This is a genomic window from Chitinimonas lacunae, assembly GCF_042650885.1.
Lineage (GTDB): Bacteria > Pseudomonadota > Gammaproteobacteria > Burkholderiales > Chitinimonadaceae > Chitinimonas_A > Chitinimonas_A lacunae.
In genome coordinates, this window is sequence record NZ_JBHSBU010000001.1 from 3,507,106 (window position 1) to 3,529,133 (window position 22,028).

Genomic DNA, 22,028 nt, shown 5'->3' on the forward strand with positions numbered 1-22,028 from the left:
GTTGAATTTTTTCTAAATATTATTTAACTGTTACCACGTCTTGCATGGGATTTGCAGATTTATTGCTAAATGGTTGGCGTCCTATCCAGTCGCCAATCGGACCGGAGAAGTCAGTCGATGAGTAGCGTCGAATCCTCAGTTGAGGCGGTGTTGCCGCCCGAACTGTGCCGTGCTTTGCGTAAATCGCTGGGGGGGCTGGGGCGGATCGATCCGGCCTGGCCCGAGCGGGCGCTGGCGTTTCTGGTGTTGGGGCGCGATGAGGGACTGCTGAGGGCACTGGCCGACCTGGACGGCGCGGCCGCTTGCTGGCTCGGCGAGCCGGGGCGCCTATTCAGTCGCTTCCACGATCCGGACCCTGACAAGACACTGCTGGTCGATGGCGCCGTGCGGGCGCGGCGCGAGTGCTATCTGCGCTTTGCCGCAATGCCCGAGGCCGATCCGCGCCTGCTTGTGCGGCTGGCCTATCTGTTTATCGCCGCCGACCAGGGCAAGACGCTCGAATGCGCCAGCAACGGTGCCGGCGCGATGCTGCAATATCTGGCCAACGATCTGGTCTGGGGCAGCCTGCCGCAAAAGTCGAGTGCGGCCGAACAGGCTTTTGACCCGTTCCGTCTGCTGGCTGCCGTGGCGCGACTGGAGCAGATGGCGCCGGAGAGGCTGCTCTCGCTGTGTTTCGAGCGCCAGGGCTTGCCCGAGCGCTTTATGGAACGCAACCGTCCGCTGCTCGATTCGCCGGCCTTGCGTGACTGGATGGCGAGCCATCCGCAGGCTGTGGTGCGAGTGCTGAGCACGCTGTCGGCGGCCGGCCGCGCCAAGCTCGCCGAAGTGATCGGCGAGGCGGCACTGATCGGCCATTTCGGTGCGCAACTGCTCCAGTTGGCCTTGGCCGAGGAAGCGGTGGTCCATGAAGTGGCCGAGCGCTTTCTCGATCGCGTCGAGGCCGGGCAGCGCTGTCAGGGGCTGATCGAGGCCCTGGCCGATGAATCGGCCGGCGTGCGGCAACGGGCCATTGTGCTGCTGGGGCGCTATCCCCATCCCGCTGCCCAGGCGCCGCTGGCGGCCTTGGCGGCGCAGGTCACGAAAGATAAGCGGCTCGCTGCCCTGCTGGCCAAGACGCTGGAAAAAGTCAGCGAACACGCCGCCAGCGCTGTGCCGACGCTACCGCCTGACAGCCTGGCGCTGCTGGGTGGCCAATTGGACGAGGCTGCCTGGACGGTATTGCGAGCGGCACGGCAGCGCTGGCGTGACACCCTGGCGCAGGAAGCCGACCAGGAAGCCGAGAACGAACAGCGCGGCCTCAGTCGCAGCCAGCAGGCGCGGCAGCAGCTCTGGCAGTACGAGCGGTTTTCCGACGAGGGTCTGGCCGATCTTCTGCGCTGCCTCAATGGCGACAGGGCGCCCCCGCTTGAGGCGCGGGCCTTGCGGACGCTGGCGCAGGTCGAGACCGCCGCGCTATTCGAAGTCCCCGGTTTCGGACTGCTGCCGCTATTGCGCTGGCTCGAAGCCCTCAGCCGCAGTACGGTGCTCGGTTGGGACGCCGAGCCCCTGCTGAGCTGGGTGCAGAAGGTCGGCGCCGAGCGGCTCGATCTGCGGCTGTTTGCCGAAGCCTACCGGCGACTCGGCTGGCCGCTCGACGATCTGGCCCGCGCTGCCTTGCGTGAGCCGCACAAACGGCTGTTGAAGCTGTTGCCACCCGCCGCCGTCTGGCCCTTCTTTGCCGAGTACCCGCAGTTCCTCGGCCGCCGCCTGGGCCTCGAGGATGACGAGGCACCCTACGATCCCGAGGCGCAGGGACAGGAAAGCACGGCCGCTGCGCTGCTGATCCTGTCCTGCTTCCCGCGCCCTCCGCAGATATTCCTGCCGGTCCTGCTGAAACTGGCCCTGGTCGGCAAGGAACAACGCGAGATGGCGCGCACGCTGCTGATGCGCTACCCGACACTCGACAGCCATCTGCTTGCCTGCCTCAAGGACAGCCGCCATGAATTCCGCAGCGGCGCCGCCGAGTGGCTCGGCGAGCGTGGTGACGCGGTGGCTGTGCCGGCGCTGCTTGCAGCGCTCAAGGCCGAGAAGCGCGAAACGGTGCGGGCGGCGCTGTTGACGGGGCTGGAGCGCTTGGGCGGCGACCTCTCCACCTGGCTTTCCCCTGAAATGCTGCTCGCGGAAGCCCAGCAAGGCCTGCGCGGCAAATTGCCCGTCGATCTGCTGGACTGGTTTCCGTTCGGGCAGCTTCCTGCCCTGTCCTGGCAAAACGGCCAGACTGTCGCTGCCGAGATTCCCAAATGGTGGGTGGTGCTGGCCTGCAAGCTCAAGGAGCCGGCCGCCAATCCACTGCTGACGCGCTATCTGGCGCTGCTCGATCGGGAGAGCCAGATGCGGCTGGGCCGCTTTGTCCTCGACGCCTTTATCGCCCACGACACTAAGCTGCCCGACCCGGTGGAAACCGAGGCCAAGGCACGCCGTCTGGCGCCGGCACGGCTTCAGACCTACCAGCGCTGGGCCTTGTCGCCAGGCTACGAGCACTACGCCAACTTCACGCTGGAACAGGTGATCGCCAATCTCATCGCCGAGGAGAATGCCAACTATGTCGGCAGCGCCATCGGGGAGAAAGGCATTCTGGCGCTGGTGGCCGCAGTGCCGGGCGCCGAGGCCGCTGCCGTGCTGGAGCGCTTCATGCGCCGCCATTTCCGCCGCCGTGCCCAGATCGAAGCGCTGTTCGAGGCGTTCGGTGGCTGTGACGATCCCGTTTTCCTGCAACTGCTGCTCGCTACCGCCCGCCGCCATCGCACCCCGACCATCCAGAACAAGGCCCGCCAACTGGCCGAGCAGGCTGCGCTGCGTCACGGCTGGAGCGCCGAGCAACTGGCCGACCGGACTGTGCCCAGCGCCGGCTTCGACGACAGCGGCCGGCAATCACTCGACTACGGTCGGCGCCAGATCGAGCTGTGGCTCGATGACCATCTGCAAATCCATCTGCGCCTGCCCGACGGCAAGCCGCTCAAGACCTTGCCGGCCGCCGGGCGCGACGACGATGCCGAACGGGTCAAGGAAGCCAAGGCGCAGTTCAACGCTGCCAAAAAGACGCTGCAACAGGTGCTGGCGCTGCAAGCCCAGCGGCTCTACGAGGCCATGTGCGGCGGGCGTGTCTGGACGGTCGAGCAATGGCGCGAGCATCTGCTCCAGCATCCGCTGCTGGGCCGGATGGCACGGCAACTGGTGTGGCGTTATGAAGCGGGTGGGCAGACGGGGACTTTCCGGCCCAGCGAAGATGGCAGTCTGATCGATGTCGAGGATCAGGCCGTGCTGCTGAGCGAGGGCACCGTGCGGCTGGCCCATGCGGTGCTGTTGAGCGAGACCGAGTGTGCGGCCTGGCAGCAGCATCTGGAAGACTACTGTCTGCGACCTCCTTTTGAGCAGTTGACGCACCGTCTGCCCGAGTTTGCCGCCGATGCGCGCCAGTTCGACCAGCGGCTTGGCTGGAGCAGCGACGCGTTCACCTTGCGGCAGCGTTTCGAGAAACGCGGCTATCAGCGCGGGGCGGCCAGCGATGGCGGTTTCTTCTACACCTATCGCAAGCCGTTCGCGGCAGGGGTGGTGGCCGTGGTGCGCTTCAGCGGCAACTACCTGCCCGAGAACAATTGCTTTGCCGCGCTGGAAACCCTGTATTTCGAGCAGGCGGAGCCCATCGCCTTGCCCTTGTCCGAGGTGCCGCCCATGATCGTGGCCGAAGCCTGGGCCGATTATCTGGACGTGGCGGCCGTGGCCAGCTTCGATCCCGACTGGCGCAGCAAGCTGTCGTGGTAGCTGGGCAGCCTGCTTGGATAGGGCGTTTTTGTAAATAAACGGGACGTTTTTCTGAATTGAATCGCAAGACAGGTCTTGCGTTGAAAGTATCGAGGAAACAAATATGCCAGAGCTTTCCCAGGCGGCGATTGTGCGCCAGAGTCCGGAGCTGCGTTATGCCGACGAACTGACGCGGCTGGCCGCGCTCGACGACGGGCCGCGGCCCGAAGGCTGGCGGCTGGCGCCGCGGGCGGTGCGTAAATTTATCCTCGGCGACGAAGCGCTGGGGATCCGTCGCAAGTTCTACGGCGACGACCCGCTGGTCGATCGCGCCATCGTCACCCTGATGGGCCACCAGGGCCTGATGCTGGTGGGCGAGCCCGGCACGGCCAAGTCGCTGCTGTCGGAACTGCTGGCCGCCGCAATCAGCGGCGACTCGGGCCTGACCATCCAGGGCACGGCCGGCACGACTGAGGACCAGATCAAATATTCCTGGAACTACGCCTTGCTGCTCGCCGAGGGACCCAGCGAGCGCGCACTGGTCGCCTCGCCGCTGTATCAGGCGATGAAGCTTGGCCGGCTGGTGCGTTTCGAGGAAATCACCCGCTGCCCGCCCGAAATCCAGGACGTGCTGATTTCGCTGCTGTCGGACAAGCAACTGATGGTGCCCGAACTCGGTGACGCGGCCCGTCTGCATGCCCGGCGCGGCTTTAATGTGATCGCCACGGCCAACCTGCGCGACCGTGGCGTTCATGAAATGTCCTCGGCGCTGAAACGCCGCTTCAATTTCGAAACCGTGCGCCCGATCGCCGACCCGGCGTTCGAGGTCGAGCTGGTGCTGAACCGGCTTCATGGCGAACTCCAGGGCGTCGGTGCCGAAGTGGCGGTCGAGCGCGAGGTGGTGGGCCTGCTGGTGACGGCATTCCAGGAATTGCGTGCCGGCAAGACCAGCGACGGCACGGCGATCAAGACGCCCGATGCGGTGATGTCGACCGCCGAAGCGGTCAACGTGGCATTTGCCGCCGCGCTCGAGGCGCATTATCTCGGCGACGGCCGCTTGAGCCCGGCCGAGCTGGCGCGCCAGCTCCAGGGCGTGGTGCTCAAGGACAATGCGGACGATCTGCGCCGGGTCCGCCACTATTTCGATACCGTGGTGCGGGAACGCGGCCGGCGCGATCCGAACTGGCAGGCGTTCCACGACGCCGCCCGGGCGCTGTGGTCGTGAGCGCGCTGCCGCCCAGGGTGGCGGTCGCCGCGGCGCGGCTGGCCGAGGGCCGGCTTTATTTCGCCCCGATCCGCCACCATAGCCCGGCCTGCGCCCGGGCCGTGGCGGCGCTGATCGCCCAGGTGCGCCCGGCCGCCGTGCTGATCGAGGGACCGGACAGCTTCGACAGTCTGCTGCCGCTGCTGCGTGACCCGCGCACCCGGCCGCCGGTGGCGGTGCTGGTCCAGGCGGCGCCCGAGCAGAGCGAATCGCTGGCCACTACCCTGTTTCCTTTCTGTGATTACAGCCCCGAGTGGGTGGCGCTGCGCACGGCCGAGACGGTCGGGGCGGCTGTGGGCTTTATCGATCTGCCGTGGCGCGACCCGGCCTGGCGCGAGCGTGGCGACGACAGTCTGGTGGCCGAACGCCATCTGGCCCATAGCGCCTACGTCAGCCGGCTGGCCCGCGACGCCGGCTGCCGCGATCACGACGAACTGTGGGAGCGGCTGTTCGAGCTGCGGCCCCGCGCGGCGCTCGACGACTGGCGCCGGCTGTTTGGCGATGTGTTCGCCTACTGCGCCATGGCCCGGCTCGACTATGAGCCCGAAGTGCTCGAAGCCGAAGGTTCGCTGCCGCGCGAGCGCCATATGGCCGGCCATATCGCCGCCTGGCTGAAGCGGATCGACGGGCCGATCGTGGTGGTCACGGGCGGCTTTCATACCCTGGGATTGATCGAGCTGCTCGACGGCGAGCCCACGCTGCCCGCCGCCTCCACCACCGAACCGGCCTGGCTGATCCGCTACAGCTTCGACCGGCTCGACGCCCTCAACGGCTATGCCTCGGGCATGCCGTCGCCGGCCTATTACCAGCGGGTCTGGGAAGCACTGGCCAGCGACGAAGCCGCGCCGCGTCAGCGGGTCGCCGCCGAACTGCTGACGGCGCTGGCCCACGACGGCCGCGCCCGCGACCTGGGCGACGGCCTGTCCACGGCCGGCGTCGAAGCCGCCTTGCTCCAGGCCGGGCGGCTGGCCGAGCTGCGTGGCCATCCGGGACCGGGACGCTACGATCTGCTCGATGCGATCCGTTCCTGCTTTGTCAAAAGCGCCGTCGACGATGGTCAGCTGGGTCTGCTGGCCGATATTCGCCGCGTATTGGGCGGCAGCCGGCTGGGCGAAGTGCCGCCCTCGGCCGCGTCGCCCCCCTTGCTCGAAGACGCCCGCCGTCTGGCACGCCGCTACGGTGTGCGGCTCGACGACAGCACGCCGCGCCAGACCCGGCTCGACCTCTACCGCAAGCCTTCTCACTGCGAACGCAGCCGCTTCTTCCATCTGAGCGACTACCTGAGCCTCGGTCTGGCCCAATGGCAGGGCGGGCCGGACTTCATGACCGGACAGCGGCTCGATCTGCTGTTCGAGGAATGGCGGGTGGCCTGGACGCCGCTGGTCGAGGCCAGACTGGTCGAATTGGCCTCGGAAGCCGCCAGCCTGGAAACACTGGCACTGACCCGGCTCCAGGCCGAGGAGGCGATGCTGGCCGCCAGCGGCCGGGCAGGGTCGGCATCGACGGCCGTGCAACTGCTGCTGCGTGCCTGCCTGATCGGCCTCCATGGCCGCCTGCCCATGCTGTTCGAGCTATTGAGTGCTCAGCTCGATCAGGATGCCGATTTCGTCTCGGTGGTCGATTGCGGCCATACCCTGCTGACCTTATGGCGGGCGCGCGAGCCGCTCGGGGTGCAGCGTCATCCGGCCCTGGCCGGGCTGCTGCAAAGAATCTGGCCAGCGGCGCTGTATCTGCTGCCGGGGCTGGCTGGCTGTGCGGAGGACGCGGCGCCCATGGTGGTCAGCCGGCTGCTGGCGCTGCGCGAGCTGGGCCGTCTGCTGGCGACGGATGCTGGCGTCACGGTCGAGATCGCGCTGTGGCAGGAAGGACTGGAGCGGCTGGCCCGCGAGGCCGGGCCGGAGTTGGCCGGGGCGGCCGGGGCGCTGCGTTATCTCGACGGCGACTGGGACGAGGCGGCGCTGGGTCGCCAGCTCGATATCCGTTTCGGCTTCGGTGCCGAGCCGCGCGAGGCGGTGCGTTTCCTGAGCGGGGTGATGGCGGCGGCGCCCGAGCTGCTGCTGCGCGTGCCGGCGCTGGCCGAGCGGATCGACAGCATCGTCACCGCCTGGGACGAACAGACCTTTGTGGCCCATCTGCCCGATCTGCGCCAGACCTTTACCCGGCTCAAGCCGCAGGAAACCGCCAGCCTGGCCGGCCAGCTCGCCCGGCGCCATGGCGGCGACGGCGAGGCCGACTGGCTCGATACGGCCGGCGAGTGGACCGAACAGGAGCTGCTGGCCGGCACCCGGCTCGAGCTGGCGCTCCATGACTGTCTGGCGGCCGATGGCCTGGCCGCCTGGAAGGAAACCTGATGGCGCAATCCCCAAGCGACACCGCTGCCTTGCGACGCTGGCGCCTGATCCTGGGCCGCTATGCGCAGGACCGGCTTGGCGGCAACACCGGCTTTGCGCTGGACAGCGAAGACTGGAAGCTCGAACGCACGCTCGATTATCTGTACGACCGCGAATACGAACAGCGCGGCCTGACCCGGGGTCCGGGCAGTCTCGACCCGAGCCAGATCCGGGCGCTCGACTGGTTGCAGCGCGCGCGCAAGTTGTTCCCGCAGGAAGTGTTCGAGCGGATGCAAAGCCAGGCCATCGAGCGCTATGGTCTGACCGATCTGCTGCGCAATCCCGCCACGGTCGCCGAGCTGGAGCCCAATATGGCGCTCGGCAAGGCCTTGCTGGCGATGCGCGGCCGCTTGAGCAGCGAGATGCGTGATGCGGTGCGTACCGTGATCCAGCGCGTGGTGGACCAGCTGATGGCGCGATTGCGCCATGAGTTCGTGACGGCGGTCGTCGGCCGGCGCCATCGTTTCCGCCGCTCGATGCTGGCCAGCGCGCAGAACTTCGACTGGCGCGCCACGGTGCGGGCCAATCTGCGCCATTACGACCGCGACAGTCGCCGTCTGGTGATCGAGCGGCCGCATTTCAATGCCCGAGTCAAGCGCAGCCTGCCCTGGGATGTGATTCTGTGCGTCGACCAATCGGGCTCGATGCTCGATTCGGTGATGTTCAGTGCCGTGGTGGCCGGCATCCTGTCGAGCTTGCCCACCGTGCGGGTGCGGCTGGTGGTATTCGATACCAGCGTGGTCGATCTGACCCATCTGGCCCACGACCCGGTCGAGGTGCTGCTGACCGTGCAGCTTGGTGGCGGCACCGATATCGGCCGTGCGGTGCGCTATTGCGAAACGCTGGTGCATAACCCGCAACGCACGGTGCTGGCGCTGATCAGTGACTTCTGCGAAGGGGCGCAACCGGCGCCGCTGTTTGCGGCGGTACGCCGTCTGGCCGAGGCGCGCGTGCGCCTGCTCGGTCTTGCGGCACTCGATGACCAGACCCAGCCGATCTACGACCAGGCGACCGCACAAAAACTCGCCAACTGCGGCATGGAGGTGGCGGCGCTGACGCCGCACCGCTTTGCCGAATGGCTCGCTGAAGTAATGAATTGAGCCGGACGCTTCCGGCACCCTGTCATTGGATTTCCCTATGCCCTGGTACGATATCTACCGCAGCTACGACGACGACGCCCTGACTGCCCTCGCCAATGCCGGTCTTCTGCGCCGCGCCGCCAAGGATGTCGAGGCGGGCAAGGTCGATTGGCTCGAACAGGGCGAGCAGGCCGGCGTGATCGGCGCCGATGGCCAGCGGGTCGAACTGGACAGCCAGGGCCTGCCGCAGGCGCGCTGCGATTGCCCGGCGCCGGGGCTGTGCAAGCATATTCTCGGCGCGGTGCTGTGGCTGCGTGGGCAGGACACGGCCGCGCCCGCGCCCGCTGCACTTCCCTCGGCACTCAACGAAGTGTTGGGGCTCGATCTGGCCAGCCTGTTCAAGACCGCCGGCCGGGCGGCAGTGCGGCAGGCGTTCGCCGCCGAGTCGCACGGAGCGGTCGAGATCGTCGAGCAGCCCGGCGGGTTCACGGTGTCCTGGCCCGAACTCGGCCTCTCCTGCCGCTATCTGGCGGGTCTCGGCTTGGCCGGCATGGTGTCGGAGCTGCCCGCCCGCGATCAGGCCGGCCTTCATCTGGCTGCCGTGCTGGCCGTGTGGCGTGCCAATGGCCGTGTCGTCCCCCGGCCCGACTGGCTGGAAGCCGAACAGCCGGCCGTCAGCGACGGTCGGCTCGATGGCGACGAGTCGGCGCTGCTCGATCAGGTCGAGGCGGCGCTCACCGAATTGCTGGCGCAGGGATTGGGTCATCTCGGCACGGTCGCAGCGGCCCGCCTCGGTGCGCTGGCCGTGTCGGTGCGTGGGGAGGGGCTGCCGCGTCTGGCGGCGATGTTGCGCAATCTGGCCGGCACCTTGACCTTGCTGGCCAAGCGCGATGACCGCAGCGACAGTCGCCATGCCCTGGCCATGATGGCGCGGCTTTATGCCCTGTGTGCCGCGCTGCGGGCCGGGGCCGCCGAGCCGGCGCGGTTGGGCATGCTGCGTGGCCGGCTGCGGCGTGACTATCGCGAGGGCGAAGCGCTGGAATTGCTGCCGCTTGGCGCCGAATGGTGGGAAACCCGGGGCGGCGCACGCGGGCTGACGCTGTGGTGCTGGGATGCCGCTGCGGGCGACCTCAAATCGGCCACGCTGGCACGGCCCGATGGCAACGACCCGGGCTTTTATCGCCATGCGGCGTGGAATCAGCTGGCGCTGTGGCCCGGCGCCGGTTCCGCCGAACATATCTGCCAGGGCAGCTTGCGGCTCGAATCACCCCGTCTGGCCGACGATCAGCGGCTTGCCGTGGGCGGCAGCAGCCGCGCGGAAGTGATGGCGCCTTGGGCGGCCGATGACCCTCGTCTCGAACAGTTGGGCGACCATGACTGGCAGGTGGCGGTCGAGCGGCTGCGCCAGGGGGTAGGGCTGACCGGGCAGCCGGTCGAGGCACTGCTGTTGCGTCCGCAGCGCTGGCTGCCGTTGCGGCTCGATGAGGTGGCACAGCGGCTAGACTGGACCGTCTTCGACGCGGCCGGTCAGGCGCTCACGCTGACGCTGCGCTGCGAACCGACCCAGCGCGAACGGCTCGAAGGGCTGTCGCGCCGGCTCGACGAGGCGACGCTCGATCTGCGCGCCGTCCTGGTGCGGGTCGATCGCCGCGAAGCCGTCACCCGGCTCGAACCGCTGGCCTTGCTCCATCTTGAGGCAAGCCAGTTACGCACGATTTCGCTCGATTTCGATCCGGCACCTCACCGGCGCGGTCGGGTGGCGCCGACCGAGGGCCGGATACTGCGGCTGCTCGAAGCCCGCCGCCAACCGCCGCTCGCCCAGCCTGGGATCGCCGGGCGCTGTCTCGATCCGCTGCTGGCTCAACTCGAAGCCTGGGCCGAGCTGGGGCGGCCGCTGCCTGGGGAATTCCAGCGCGAACGGCTGGCCGAATGCGCCCAGGCTGCCCGCCGTGCCGGCCTCGAACTGCCGGCCCGACTGACCGATACCCTGCTGGCCCGTCCCGATGTCGCGGGCCTGCTGCGGCTCTACTACGTCGCCCAACTGGCGATGACGCTCGAAGGCCTGACGGTGGCCGAGGCTGCGGTTGAGCAGGATTGATACGGTCGGTGGAAAAAACGTCCAGGTGAGGTGTCCGCATACCGCCTCACCTCGCTTCCCACCGTCCGGACCTCAACCCTCTTCCCCATGCCAATCATCCTTAGCAAAGTCGTCCAGACCTGCAAATCTGTAGGACAAACTCGTCGCAGAGCGGCGTAATGCCTAACTGTTCCTGTCCGCCAATAAGCTGACGTCGAACGCCTTGGCGACTTAGGCATCTCGGTCCGGATCAGTGAAATACCTTGGCTTCGATAACGCCAAGTTGAACACTAATTTTGCTGCCGTTTCCGCACTGCATCCTCCCTCAACACCGTCTTGCCGCACTGATCCGCCTCGCTGTCTCAGAACAGAACATCCTGCTGCCGGCGCTGCCCGATAGGCACGCCGTTGGCTGGTGAGAGGGGGCTGTCTTGCTGCTCATCCGTAGCCGGATGCCGGGCTGGGTCGTTGTGGCGGCTCAGTGGAGTCGGCAAAGCAGCGGTGGTCTGCTGGGCGGTGTGAGTGCTGGAACTGTCCACCCTCCTCGGTGCTTTCAACCGCTTGGGACCGGTTGAAAGCGTGCCGCAACCCATAAGGTGCGGAATCGCCGGCAGCTTTGCTGTGCCACCGTGCCGCGGGGAGAACGACGATGAAACGGTATGGATCTCTATTGCTGACCGCCTGGTTGGCGGTGGTGGCGCCGGTACTGGCTGCGACGGCGCAGTTACAGGGTGAAGATCATCACGCCTTGCTGCTGCGACAGGATGGCTCGCTCTGGTATTGGGGGGTGGGGGCGTTTGCCAACCCTGGGGGAGGGGTGGACCCGACCGTGCCGCAGCGGTTGGGCGATGGCTTTATCGCGGCCGGCACCGGTTTCGATTTCAACGTCGGACTGCGGGCCGATGGCTCGCTCTGGGGCTGGGGTTCGCTCGGCCTGCGGGGCAGCGGCGTGGCGCGGCGTTTACTCGATGGCATCCGGCAGATCGACGTGGCGCGCCATTCGGTGCTGGCGCTGGGCCTCGACGGGACGGTCTGGGGGCTGGGGCGGCTGCGGCGCGACTATAGCGAGAGCCATTTCCCCAGCTATCAGTGCAGCGAGGCCGGCGATACGGTGACGCTGCCGCAGCGGCTGGCGCAGGGGATGCGCCATATTCGCCATCATGCGGGCGGCTTTATGGCGATCGATGGCGAGGGCCGTCTATGGGCGCTCAATACTTATCAAGGCGGCACGTTTACCGTGGTTGCCGGCGGGCCGTGGCTGGGTTTCGAGCCGTATCAGGGCGACCGCATCCAGGCGACCGACAGCAAATGGTATCGGGTCCGCCCCGACGGCGTGCCCTATTGCCGCGATTCCAACAGCCGCCCCGGCAACACCTGGCTGACCGAAGCGGCCAGCGCGCCGGTCAGCGACCCTTATACCGCCTATGGCCGTGATGGGGTGCTGCTGGCCAGTTACGCCTACAAGCAATGCCGCAATCTGACCGGCGAACCGGGCTATTTCGGACCGGGTGAGCTGCAAACGGTCTTCCAGCCGGCGATGGCGAACGGCACACCGCCACCGTTCTTCCTGGCGCTCCATCGTGACGGTCGGGTGATCGGCTGCGGTGCGCCGCTGACCGGACCGCTGGGCTACGCCGTAGCCATCAACCAGCACGAACCGGTGGCGCTGGGCGGCCGTTATGTGGCGGTGGCTGCCGGGGTCGATCATAGCCTGGGGCTCGATGACCAGGGTGTGATCTGGGCCTGGGGCCATAACAACCAGGCAGGTCTGGCCCGCTCGCCCGGTGGTACGGGACGTTTCGCCGTCGGCAGCGGCTTTATCGCCGTCTCGGCCGCCCTGGGCTACCGGGCGGGTCTCAAGCGCGACGGCTCGGTCTGGCTGTGGGGCCCGGAAATGGCCAGCTATCCCGAGCGTGGCGCTGTGCTGCCGCTGACCCGGGTGATGGACGACGCCGCCAATATGATCGTCAACCGGGTGGCCGATCTGGCCGTTCGCCGGACCGACGGCAGTTGGTGGCTGCTGCCCTATAGCCAGACGGCCGACGGACTGCTGCGTAATCCGACCTGGACGCCCTTGCCGGGCCGCTATGTCTGGCTCGACCGCTTCGAGAATCTGGCCGTCGGCGAAGAGGGCGCCTTATGGACCTGGGCAGAGGACCCGCTCGGCGTATTCGACGGGCGGATGGAAACTGCCCCGCGCCGCTTCGAGATCGGCGGCGGACCGCCATTTGCCCGTGCCTGGATGGTCAACCGGACCTTGTTGTTCGCCCTGGGCCGCGACGGCCGGCTATGGTCGGCAACCCGTCAGTACGGCCAGCCCTGGGGCAGCCTGCAATGGGTGGATGAAGGCGTGGCCGATCTGGCTTCGCTCGAACAGACCGTGATCACGCGCAAGCTGGACGGCAGCCTGTGGCGCTGGCCGCGTCAGGATGAAATCGGCCAGATTGCCCCGCTGCGTGTCGGCAACGGTTTTGCCAGCCTGACCGAAGGAATGGCCCACCTGCTGCTGCGCCGCGACGACGGCTCCTTATGGGGCCTGGGCGACGATAGCGAAGGGCAGCTTGGCGTGGGTGGGGAGAAATTCCTCTATCGGCCGACCGAATTGGTTTTCGATACGGTGGGGCAGGTGTCGGCGGCCGTAAGCGGTCCCTTGTCACGGCAACGGCTCGAAGCACGCCTTACGCCGGCTGTGAGCGAGCAGGGCCGCGCCGGCCATTATTTCGTGGCGGTCACGGTGCCCGGTGTGGCGGGACTGTTCGTATTCGACGGCCAGGGCTGGCGGCCCGATGCCAGCGGCACGCCGCAGCCGCTCAACGCAGTGGGTCCGCTTGGCGAGCGCCGCCTGCTGCTGGCGGCGGACATCGACCTCAGCACCATCGCCGGCACCACGCTCTGGCTCGGCTATGGCGTCGGCAACCACCCCGACCAGTCCCGTGCCGATATGCTGACGCGCGGCCTGTGGCGGGCGGTGCATCAATTGCAATAAACGCGGCAGCAGGAAACTTTTGCTCGGCCGACGGTTCTGTTGCCGTCGGTCGAGCCTTGTCGGCTGGACCGTCAGCCCCCGTGCTGAGCGAGGGAAAGTCTGACGCGGTGGTGGCTAGCCGATGGGCTGATAAGGAACGGGTTCGGGTATGCTGTGCATATTACGAGCCATTTTTTATTGGTACTTGAGTGCATCTGGCGACTTATTTGCTGATTATTTTCTAATCAGTAATTTATGGCTGATTTTCCCTTCTAATTGACTCCTGCGCCGGTCGCTGCCGACCGCCCATCGAGGTTGCTATGAAAATGAAAACACATCGTTTATCTGCGCTTGGTCTATCGCTGCTATTGGCTGCTGCAAGCTGGGCAGCACCGGGACTGCATCAGGACGGAACCACCGTCACCTTGGTGCGTGACGACGGCTCCCTGTGGAGCTGGGGTGACTACAGACCGGTCTTTATCAGCGATTACCTGGAAGCACGGCTGCCGACCCGCCTGGGCGATGGGTTTATCGAGGCGGTCTCGGGCGGCGACTTCAGCCTGGGTCTGCGGGCCGATGGCTCCGTCTGGGGCTGGGGGGCGCTGGGGACGGCAGAGCGGATACCTTTCTCGCGGGCCAGACGCGTGATGGAAGGCGTGAAAAGCCTCGACGCCCGCAACGGCGTCGCCTTGGCGCTGGGCCAGAATGGCGACCTGTGGCGCTTGCGCGGCCTCTGGGCCAACGAGGCCGTTCGCTCGGTCTGCGGGGCGGAACGGTCGATCTCCCAGTCGCCGCAACGGCTGGGACGCCATATGCGCGAAATGCGCAGCGCGGCAGACGCCGTGTTCGCCATCGGCAACGATGGCCGGCTATGGGGCCAGTCGCTGTCGAAGGGCGACCCATTCGTGGCCATCGGACTCGACCCTGACGGCGAGCCCTGGCAAGGCTTCGAGCCAGCTGGCGGCAGTCGCATCCAGGCGGCCTCGGGCAAGTGGTATCAGGCCGAGATGCAGCAGCGCGACGATTGCACCACTCCCCTGGTGGGCTGGGCAGTCAAACCGGCCGAGGCGCCGGCAGCCGATCCGTTGGCCGGCATGGTCTACCCCAATGCGGTGCTGGCCCAGTCGAACGGTCTGCAATGTCTCAATCAGCCTGGCCAGCCGGGCTATCTGAACGCCGCTGCGCTGCGTAGCGTCACGCTCAATCGCGCCGGCGATACCTTCCTGGCCCAGGATCGCAGCGGCCGGGTGTTCGGGTGCGGTGCATCGCAGTCCAATCTGCTGGGCACGCTACGGCTGGACGAAGTGAACGAGCCGGTCGAACTGCCAGACCAGTATGCGGTGGTGGCGCCGGAAGCCAGCCATACGCTGGGCATCGACGCCCAGGGCGTAGTCTGGTCCTGGGGCGAGGGCAGCCGGCGCGGGATGGACACCGACCCGCAACAGCCCTGGCAGCGCTACGAGCGACTGCGCATCGGCGAGGGTTTCCGTGCCGTGGCGGCCGGGCCGTGGTTCGATGCCGGTATCCGCGAAGACGGCTCGCTATGGGTGTGGGGTGCGGGCGCCGAGGGAAAGACTTATCTGGCCCCGACCAGAATCCTGGCCGGCCAGACCTTCCAGGCCGTGATCGAGCGCAACAGCCTGCTGCGCGGCAAGCAACTGGCGGCACAGCGCAGCGATGGCCGCTGGGTGGTGCTGGACTACCCCACCTCGCCCGAAGCGTTGGCTCAGGGCCGTTTCACCTTGAAGGAGATGCAGGACGAATTCCGCAGCATTTCCCGCCGTCACGAATGGTTCTGGCAGCACGATGGCCAGATCCTGCGCTGGGGACTCGATATGCCCAATGGCCAAATCCTGAAGGTTGAGGGCGTCGGTGCACTGAGCAAGGTATGGCTCGACGACCCGCTGATCCGGGTACTCGACGTCAATGGCCGTCTGATAGTGATGAAGCAGGCCGACGGCAAGCTGACCCCGAGCGCCAGACTGGAGGAAGTGGCCGACAGCGTGCTGGAGCGCGAGAGCCGGATTCCGGGCAACGGCACCTATCTGGTAGTCAGACGCGATGGCAGTCTGTGGCGCTGGTTCAGCGATTTCCCGGAAAGCCCGTCCGGCCCCTATGCCAATCCGGTCAAGCTGGGCGAGGGTTTCCAGTCGCTGCACGGCAATGGCAGCTCCACGCTGCTGCAAAAGCGCGACGGCCGGCTGTGGGGGATGGGGCAGAACCAACAGCGCCAACTGGGCGTCGGTCCGGTCGCCTATCAATTCCGCCCGAGCGAAATTCCACTCGACGGCACGGCACAGTTCTCGGCCAAAGTTGACGGGCCGATGAAAGCCCAGAGCCTGAGCGCCCGGATCACCCCCGCCCAGGCCGACCTGGGCCAGAAGGGCCACTATTTCGTGGTGGCCCAGGCCAAGGACCTGGCCGGCCTCTTCAGCTTCGATGGCAAGGATTGGTATCACCATGCCGACACCACGCTGAAAGCCTTGGACGAGCCGCGCGCCCTGAGCGAGCGCAGCCTTGAGCTGCTGCAAAAGGCCGATATCTCGGCCCTGGCCGGCGCCACGCTCTATCTGGGCTACGGCCTCGGTGACACGGCCGAAGCCGCCCAGCGCGACATGATGGCGCGCAAGCTGTGGAACGAGGTCTACGTGGTGCAGTAAACAGAAATCTGCCGCCAAGCCCGCGCCTAGGGTGCGTTAGAGCGAAGGTCGTCACGCACCATTGCCTCCTTCGGCACAGAAGGTTCCCACCGGCAGCAGACGGACAGGGCTTGGACAGCAGACTGAAGAAGCCCCGACCTGCATCTTCCTCAAAGAAAAACAGCCGACCTTGTGGTCGGCTATTTTTTTATGGGAGGGACTGTGCTGTGGAGGACTTGGCTAAGGCGGATTTCTTTTCCTAAAGAAATATGTGTCTTATGCACAAGATATAAGACTGAAAATTTGAATTTAAGAGTGTTATATGCCTGATTCTTCTTCTCCATCTGAACAAGCCCTGGCATAAGTCTCCCCTATCCACACTACCCATTCTGCATAAACTCAACCATGAAATTTCGACCGCAAAATATCGTCCCGCCATAGAAATTATGACGTAGACTTTTTTCATTGAAACCTGTGTATGACAAAGGAATAAACATGTGCGGCATTGTCGGCGCCATTGCGCAACGTGATGTGGTTCCTCATCTGATCGACGGTCTGAAGCGGCTGGAATACCGGGGCTACGACTCGGCCGGCGTGGCGGTGCTGGGGCAGGGGATTGAGCGGGTACGCCGGGTCGGCCGGGTCGCCGAGATGGAAGCCGCCGCGCGCGAAACCGGCCTGAGCGGCCGGCTTGGCATCGGCCATACGCGCTGGGCCACCCATGGCGGCGTGACCGAACCCAATGCCCATCCGCATGTCTCGGGCGGCATTGCCGTGGTCCACAACGGCATTATCGAAAACCACGACGCCCAGCGGCAGCGGCTCAAATCGCTGGGTTACCAATTCACCTCGCAGACCGATACCGAAGTGATCGCCCACCTGGTCGAACACTACGCCCGCGACAGCGAAGACCTGTTCGCGGCCGTCAGCCGGGCGGTGCGGGAACTGACCGGCGCCTACGCCATCGCCGTGATGAGCGAGGCCGAGCCGGACGTGCTGATCTGCGCGCGCATGGGCTGCCCGCTGTTGATCGGTTACGGCGAGGGCGAACAGTTCGTCGCCTCCGACGTCTCGGCCGTGATCGCCGCGACCCGGCGGGTCAGCTTCCTCGAAGAGGGCGATGTGGCGGCGCTGCGCTGCGACGGGGTGCAGATCCACGACCGTTCGGGCCAGCCGGTGGAGCGGCCGGTGCATCTGTCGGAGGTGTCGCTGGCTTCGCTGGAACTGGGACCGTATAGCCACTTTATGCAGAAGGAAATCCACGAGCAGCCCAAGGCACTGGCCGACACCATCGAGCAGGTGCTGGAGCAGGGTTTCTCGCCCGCCTTGTTCGGTGCCGAGGCAGCCAGCCTGCTGGGCAAGGTGGAAGGGGTACAGATCCTCGCGTGCGGCACCAGTTACTACGCGGCCTCGGTGGCCCGCTACTGGATCGAGCAGATCGCCCGCCTGCCCTGCCAGGTCGAAATCGCCAGCGAATACCGCTACCGCGACGCGGTAGCGCTGCCCAATCAGCTGGTGGTGACGATTTCCCAGTCGGGCGAGACGCTCGACACGATGGAAGCGCTGAAGCATGCGCAACAGCTTGGTCACGATCTGACGCTGTCGATCTGCAATGTGCGCGAGAGTGCGATTCCCCGGGCGAGCCGGCTGGTGTTCTACACCCGTGCCGGCGCCGAGATCGGCGTGGCCTCGACCAAGGCGTTCACGACCCAGCTGGCGGCGCTGTTCACGCTGGCGGCGACGCTGGCCAAGCTGCGCGGTCATCTGTCGGCGGAGGTCGAGGCGAATTATCTGGACGATCTGCGCAAGCTGCCCGGTTCAGTCCAGCACGCGCTCAATCTGGAGCCGCAGGTCAAAGCCTGGGCCGAGCTGTTCAGCACCCGCCAACACGCGCTGTTCCTGGGCCGTGGCGTGCACTACCCGATTGCGCTCGAAGGGGCGTTGAAGCTCAAGGAGATCACCTATATCCATGCCGAAGCCTACCCCGCCGGCGAACTGAAGCACGGCCCGCTGGCGCTGGTGGACGAGCAGATGCCGGTGGTGGTGATTGCGCCGAACGACAGTCTGCTGGAGAAGGTGCATTCCAATATGCAGGAAGTGCGGGCACGCGGCGGCGAACTGTTCGTCTTCGCCGACCTCGACAGCCATTTCGGCGAATCCGACGGCCTGCACGTCATCCGCACCCCCCGCCACGTCGGCGTGCTGAGCCCGGTGGTCCATACCATCCCCGTGCAACTGCTGGCCTACCACACCGCACTGGCTCGCGGCACCGACGTCGATAAGCCGAGGAATTTGGCTAAGGCGGTGACGGTGGAGTGAGGGGGAGTCTGGTGACTTGTCTTGGGACGAAACAGTCCCAAGACAGAACATCAGACCCTGAGACATGACAGTTGATGTCCAGGGCAGAAAGCTGGCACGTGTCTCCAATGACTGAAACAGGGGCATGTGCCTCCTATGGGCGTCCCACCACTGGAAAACTCAAGCCTCCGGTTCGTGGCAAACCACTTCAATGTTGTGCCCATCGGGACCAATGATGAAAGCGGCGTAGTAATGGGCATGATAGTGCGGGCGCAGGCCAGGGGCGCCGTGGTCTTTGCCGCCGGCTTCCAGTGCTGCGCGGTGGAAGTCTTCGACTTGCTGGCGAGTCCTGGCGGTGAATGCCAAGTGAAGATGCGCCGGCTTTTCCTCGGTCTGGAACAGGCACAAGGAACTCTTGCCGTCTGCGCTGAGCTCGATGCCGAGCGGCCCCTCCAGAACCACCTCTATACCGAGCGGTTCGAGTGCCTTGAGGAAAAATGCCTTGCTCGCTGCATAGTCACTGACGCCGAATACGACGTGGTCAAACATGCGTCCTCCTGAAGTGGGTAAGTCGGGTCGAAGCCTGACAGTGATCTGAATTTAACCGATCTGCCGGTCCACACTCTGGTGGACTTTCTCATCCAGTGACCTGGACCCTTATCTGGAACGGCTCACGCAAATGGTAGCAACAAAGCGGGACAGCCCTTTGAGCCTGTCCCGCTTCGCTTTTGCCGATTCCGCGCACAGAGGGCGCCCATCCTTCTGTCAACGCGGAATCGCGTAATTCGCCGGCACCCAACTGAAGCCCGAGGTTTCCTTGCGCAGATGGCCGATGCCCGGGAAAGCGATATGCGAGGCCGCCACCCAGTATTGCCTGGCGGCGGCGTCGGCAAACACGCGCTTGCGCTGCTTCGCGGCTGCCGGGCTGTCGATGTCGAACTGGATCGTCACCGCCGGGTTGGGGAACTGCACATGCTGGGCATGCACGGTATCGCCCCAGAATTGCAGTTGCTGGCCTTGGCTCTCCACCACGTAGAAGGTGTGACCCGGCGTATGGCCCGGCACAGCCATGCTGCGCACGCCAGGAAACAGTTCGGTGTCCTGGCTGATGGTCTTCAGGCGGCCGGCGGCAGCATAGGGGGCGAGGGCGGTGGTGGCTTCGGAAAAGCTGTGTCGATGGCGCTGCGCCGCCTTGGCCTGATTGGCCGGGTTGAGCCAGAACTCGGCTTCGCGCTGGTCGGTGTAGACGGTGGCGTTGGGAAAGACCCGCTTGCCGTCCACCGCCAGGCCGCCCGAATGGTCGCTGTGGACATGTGTCACCAGCACCGCGTCCACCTCCTCGGCACGGTAGCCGGCCGCTTGCAGGCTGGTCAGCAAGCGGCCGCCCTGTTCTCCGAACAGTCGGCCGGCGCCGCTGTCGACCAGCAGCAATTGCGAGCCTGTGTTGATCAGAAAGGCGTTGATCGACGTCTCCACCTCGCTGCCAAGATTGGCGCGCGCCTGGAGGCTGCGGATTTGCGCAGGCGTCGTATCGGTCAGCAGTTTTTCCAGCGGCAGCGTGATCGTGCCGTCCGACAGCGCCGTGATTTCAAAGTCGCCCAGCATCATGCGGTAGAAACCGGGCGCCTGGGTCTTGACCTGTGGGGCGGCGGCGTGGCTGCTTGGCGGGGTGAGTGTCAGACCGACTGCCGGCAAGGCCGACAAGGCGGCGATCAGGGCGGAGCGGAGCAGGGGAGTGGGCAGAGCGGGCATGGACTTATCCTGTCGATTCAATGAGTAGCCGGGCCGTCCGTAGGCATCAGACCTTGCGTCGGCGGGTGCGGCAATGATCCAATCGGCCCATCCATTACTCAAATCGATTGAAAAGATAATGACCATCAAGGAAATCGATTTTCGTCGGGTCGATCTCAATCTTCTGGTAACGCTGCTGGTGCTGTTGCGTGAACGTAGTGTGTCGCGCGCCGCCGAGAAGCTGTATCTGGGCCAACCGGCCGTCAGCGCGGCCTTGGGGCGTCTGCGCGAGCTGTTCGACGATCCGCTGCTGGTGCGCACCGCCCAGGGCATGGTGCCCACAGTCAAGGCGCTGGAACTTGAAGCTGCCTTGAAACCGGCTGTGGCGAGCCTCCAGTCGGTACTGTTCGAGCCAACCGTGTTTGACCCGGGCAAGGCCGAACGGACTTTTGTGCTCGGGATGCCCGATTGGGTGGAAATCTGGCTGATGCCGCTGCTGTTCAAGCGGCTACAGCAACTGGCGCCGGGACTGCGTATTGCCGTGAAGACTTCCGATCCGATGCGGGTCCACGACATGCTGGACCAGGACGAAATCACGCTGGCGATTCTGCCGTCGTGTTCCACCTTCGACAGCGAGGCGTCGCCACGCTATGCCCTGCCGCTGCGCAAGATGGGTTTCGCCTGCGTCTATGACCCGCAACAGGTCGCTTTGGTCTTGCCGTTGACGCTCGAACAGTTTCTCGATTTTCCCCATCTGCTGGTCACATACCGCGTGGCCAATGAAGGTGTGGTGGACCGTATCCTGTCCGAACAGGGTCTGACACGCCGTCTGGCCTATACCACGCCGCATTTCGGGGTGTTGCCCAATCTGCTGCGTCAGTTGCCTGCCCTGGTCTGTGTGCCCGAAGTGCTGGCCGAGCATTGGCGCCAGCATTTCGGTCTGGCGACTTCCCCGATTCCTTTGACGCTGCCGGGCTTTACCGTCGGCCTGATCTGGCATGCCAGCCGCGACCGCGACCCGGCTTTGTGCTGGCTGCGGGCGCAGATTGAGGCGGTAGTGGCGGAGGCGATTTAATGGAAAAAATAAAGACAAATGTTTGCAAGATAAATAAATGTTAAGAAAAGAAAATAATAAAAATAACCTTCTGATTGGCAAAGGGTAGCCAAGCCGTCCAAAACCGTTATTTGCACCCTCACACGTCCTTGCGTGACTTCCAGATACAAGGCACCACCAGCCATATCGAAACGATCAGCACGGCAATGATGACGGCGGCGACGTTACCGATCGTGCGGCCGAGCGCCTCGGACAATACGAGCTGGGTGGCCAGCACCAGGGCGGTTCCCAACAGGGTCGCGCCCACCAGCATCTGGCGGCTGGCAAAGGTCTTGAAACGTTCGCGCTGCTGAAGCGGGCGCATCAGTCGATGCTGGACTGCCGGTCCGCAGAACATCACCAGACTCGCCACCGCCAGCAGAAAGGTCGCGAAGAACACCTGCTTCTCGGTCTGAACGATATTGGCAAAGCCCGGCGCGAAGGGCACGGTAATCAGGAAGGCCGACAGCAACTGCGCCGTGGGAAGCAGAATCCGCAGCTCGCCCAGCATATCGGTGAGGTCGCCGTCTTCATCCTCCTCGACCAATGAGGGGGAATGCCTGTGTTTGTTGGGGGTGTCATCCCGGACATCATTACTCATACAGGTTCCATTGGGTTGGGAAGGCAGGAGTCGTCTCGTTCCGCGACGGGTCTGCTGTGGGCACGGATGCGCGTCAGCAGTGCTGTGACCAGCTCGGCAAGTGCTGTGCCC

At 65.4% G+C, this 22,028-nt stretch carries 12 protein-coding genes; 9 read left to right on the forward strand and 3 right to left on the reverse strand.

What is annotated here, in order from left to right; translation table 11 throughout:
* Positions 1-117 precede the first annotated feature (117 nt).
* The 8 genes from ACFOW7_RS15070 (at position 118) to glmS (ending at position 18,513) form a co-directional block, all read left to right on the forward strand.
* Positions 118-3,801: a DUF4132 domain-containing protein gene (locus ACFOW7_RS15070; protein ID WP_378165731.1), complete on the forward strand. Its 3,684-nt coding sequence runs from the start codon at positions 118-120 to the stop codon at positions 3,799-3,801.
* Between the two features lie 103 nt (positions 3,802-3,904).
* On the forward strand, positions 3,905-5,005 hold the full coding sequence (locus ACFOW7_RS15075; protein WP_378165733.1) for an ATP-binding protein: 1,101 nt from the start codon (positions 3,905-3,907) through the stop codon (positions 5,003-5,005).
* Positions 5,002-7,395 (forward strand): DUF5682 family protein, encoded by a 2,394-nt coding sequence (locus ACFOW7_RS15080; protein WP_378165735.1) that lies wholly within the window; start codon positions 5,002-5,004, stop codon positions 7,393-7,395. Before ACFOW7_RS15075 ends, ACFOW7_RS15080 begins: the two co-directional genes overlap by 4 nt.
* Positions 7,395-8,534 carry a VWA domain-containing protein gene (locus ACFOW7_RS15085; RefSeq protein WP_378165737.1) on the forward strand — a complete coding sequence of 380 codons (1,140 nt, stop codon included), beginning with the start codon at positions 7,395-7,397 and terminating at the stop codon, positions 8,532-8,534. The genes ACFOW7_RS15080 and ACFOW7_RS15085 overlap by 1 nt, the downstream gene beginning before the upstream one ends.
* Before the next feature lie 37 nt (positions 8,535-8,571).
* Positions 8,572-10,611, forward strand: coding sequence for a hypothetical protein (locus ACFOW7_RS15090; protein WP_378165739.1), 2,040 nt, complete (start codon positions 8,572-8,574; stop codon positions 10,609-10,611).
* A 628-nt stretch (positions 10,612-11,239) separates the two neighbouring features.
* Positions 11,240-13,576, forward strand: a complete 2,337-nt coding sequence (locus ACFOW7_RS15095; RefSeq protein ID WP_378165741.1) for a hypothetical protein — start codon at positions 11,240-11,242, stop codon at positions 13,574-13,576.
* Between the two features lie 305 nt (positions 13,577-13,881).
* Complete coding sequence (locus ACFOW7_RS15100) at positions 13,882-16,215, forward strand: hypothetical protein (RefSeq protein ID WP_378165743.1); 2,334 nt, start codon at positions 13,882-13,884, stop codon at positions 16,213-16,215.
* A 474-nt stretch (positions 16,216-16,689) separates the two neighbouring features.
* Entirely contained in the window at positions 16,690-18,513 is a 1,824-nt protein-coding gene (glmS, locus tag ACFOW7_RS15105; protein ID WP_378165745.1) for a glutamine--fructose-6-phosphate transaminase (isomerizing), read from the forward strand.
* A 159-nt stretch (positions 18,514-18,672) separates the two neighbouring features.
* Here glmS and ACFOW7_RS15110 read toward each other — a convergent pair whose 3' ends face one another.
* Together ACFOW7_RS15110 and ACFOW7_RS15115 are read right to left on the reverse strand one after the other, a co-directional pair.
* Positions 18,673-19,041: a VOC family protein gene (locus tag ACFOW7_RS15110; RefSeq protein ID WP_378165747.1), complete on the reverse strand. Its 369-nt coding sequence runs from the start codon at positions 19,039-19,041 to the stop codon at positions 18,673-18,675.
* Positions 19,042-19,257: 216 nt separating this feature from the next.
* A complete protein-coding gene (locus tag ACFOW7_RS15115) occupies positions 19,258-20,244 on the reverse strand; it encodes an MBL fold metallo-hydrolase (protein ID WP_378165749.1) in 987 nt (328 codons plus the stop codon).
* Between the two features lie 118 nt (positions 20,245-20,362).
* Here ACFOW7_RS15115 and ACFOW7_RS15120 point away from each other — a divergent pair, with 118 nt between their 5' ends.
* Complete coding sequence (locus ACFOW7_RS15120; protein ID WP_378165751.1) at positions 20,363-21,298, forward strand: LysR family transcriptional regulator; 936 nt, start codon at positions 20,363-20,365, stop codon at positions 21,296-21,298.
* Between the two features lie 118 nt (positions 21,299-21,416).
* Here the strand turns inward: ACFOW7_RS15120 and ACFOW7_RS15125 are convergent, their stop codons facing one another.
* The gene (locus tag ACFOW7_RS15125; RefSeq protein ID WP_378165753.1) at positions 21,417-21,917 is read right to left on the reverse strand and encodes a DUF6328 family protein; all 501 of its coding nucleotides are present in this window, start codon (positions 21,915-21,917) and stop codon (positions 21,417-21,419) included.
* Positions 21,918-22,028: the final 111 nt, after the last annotated feature.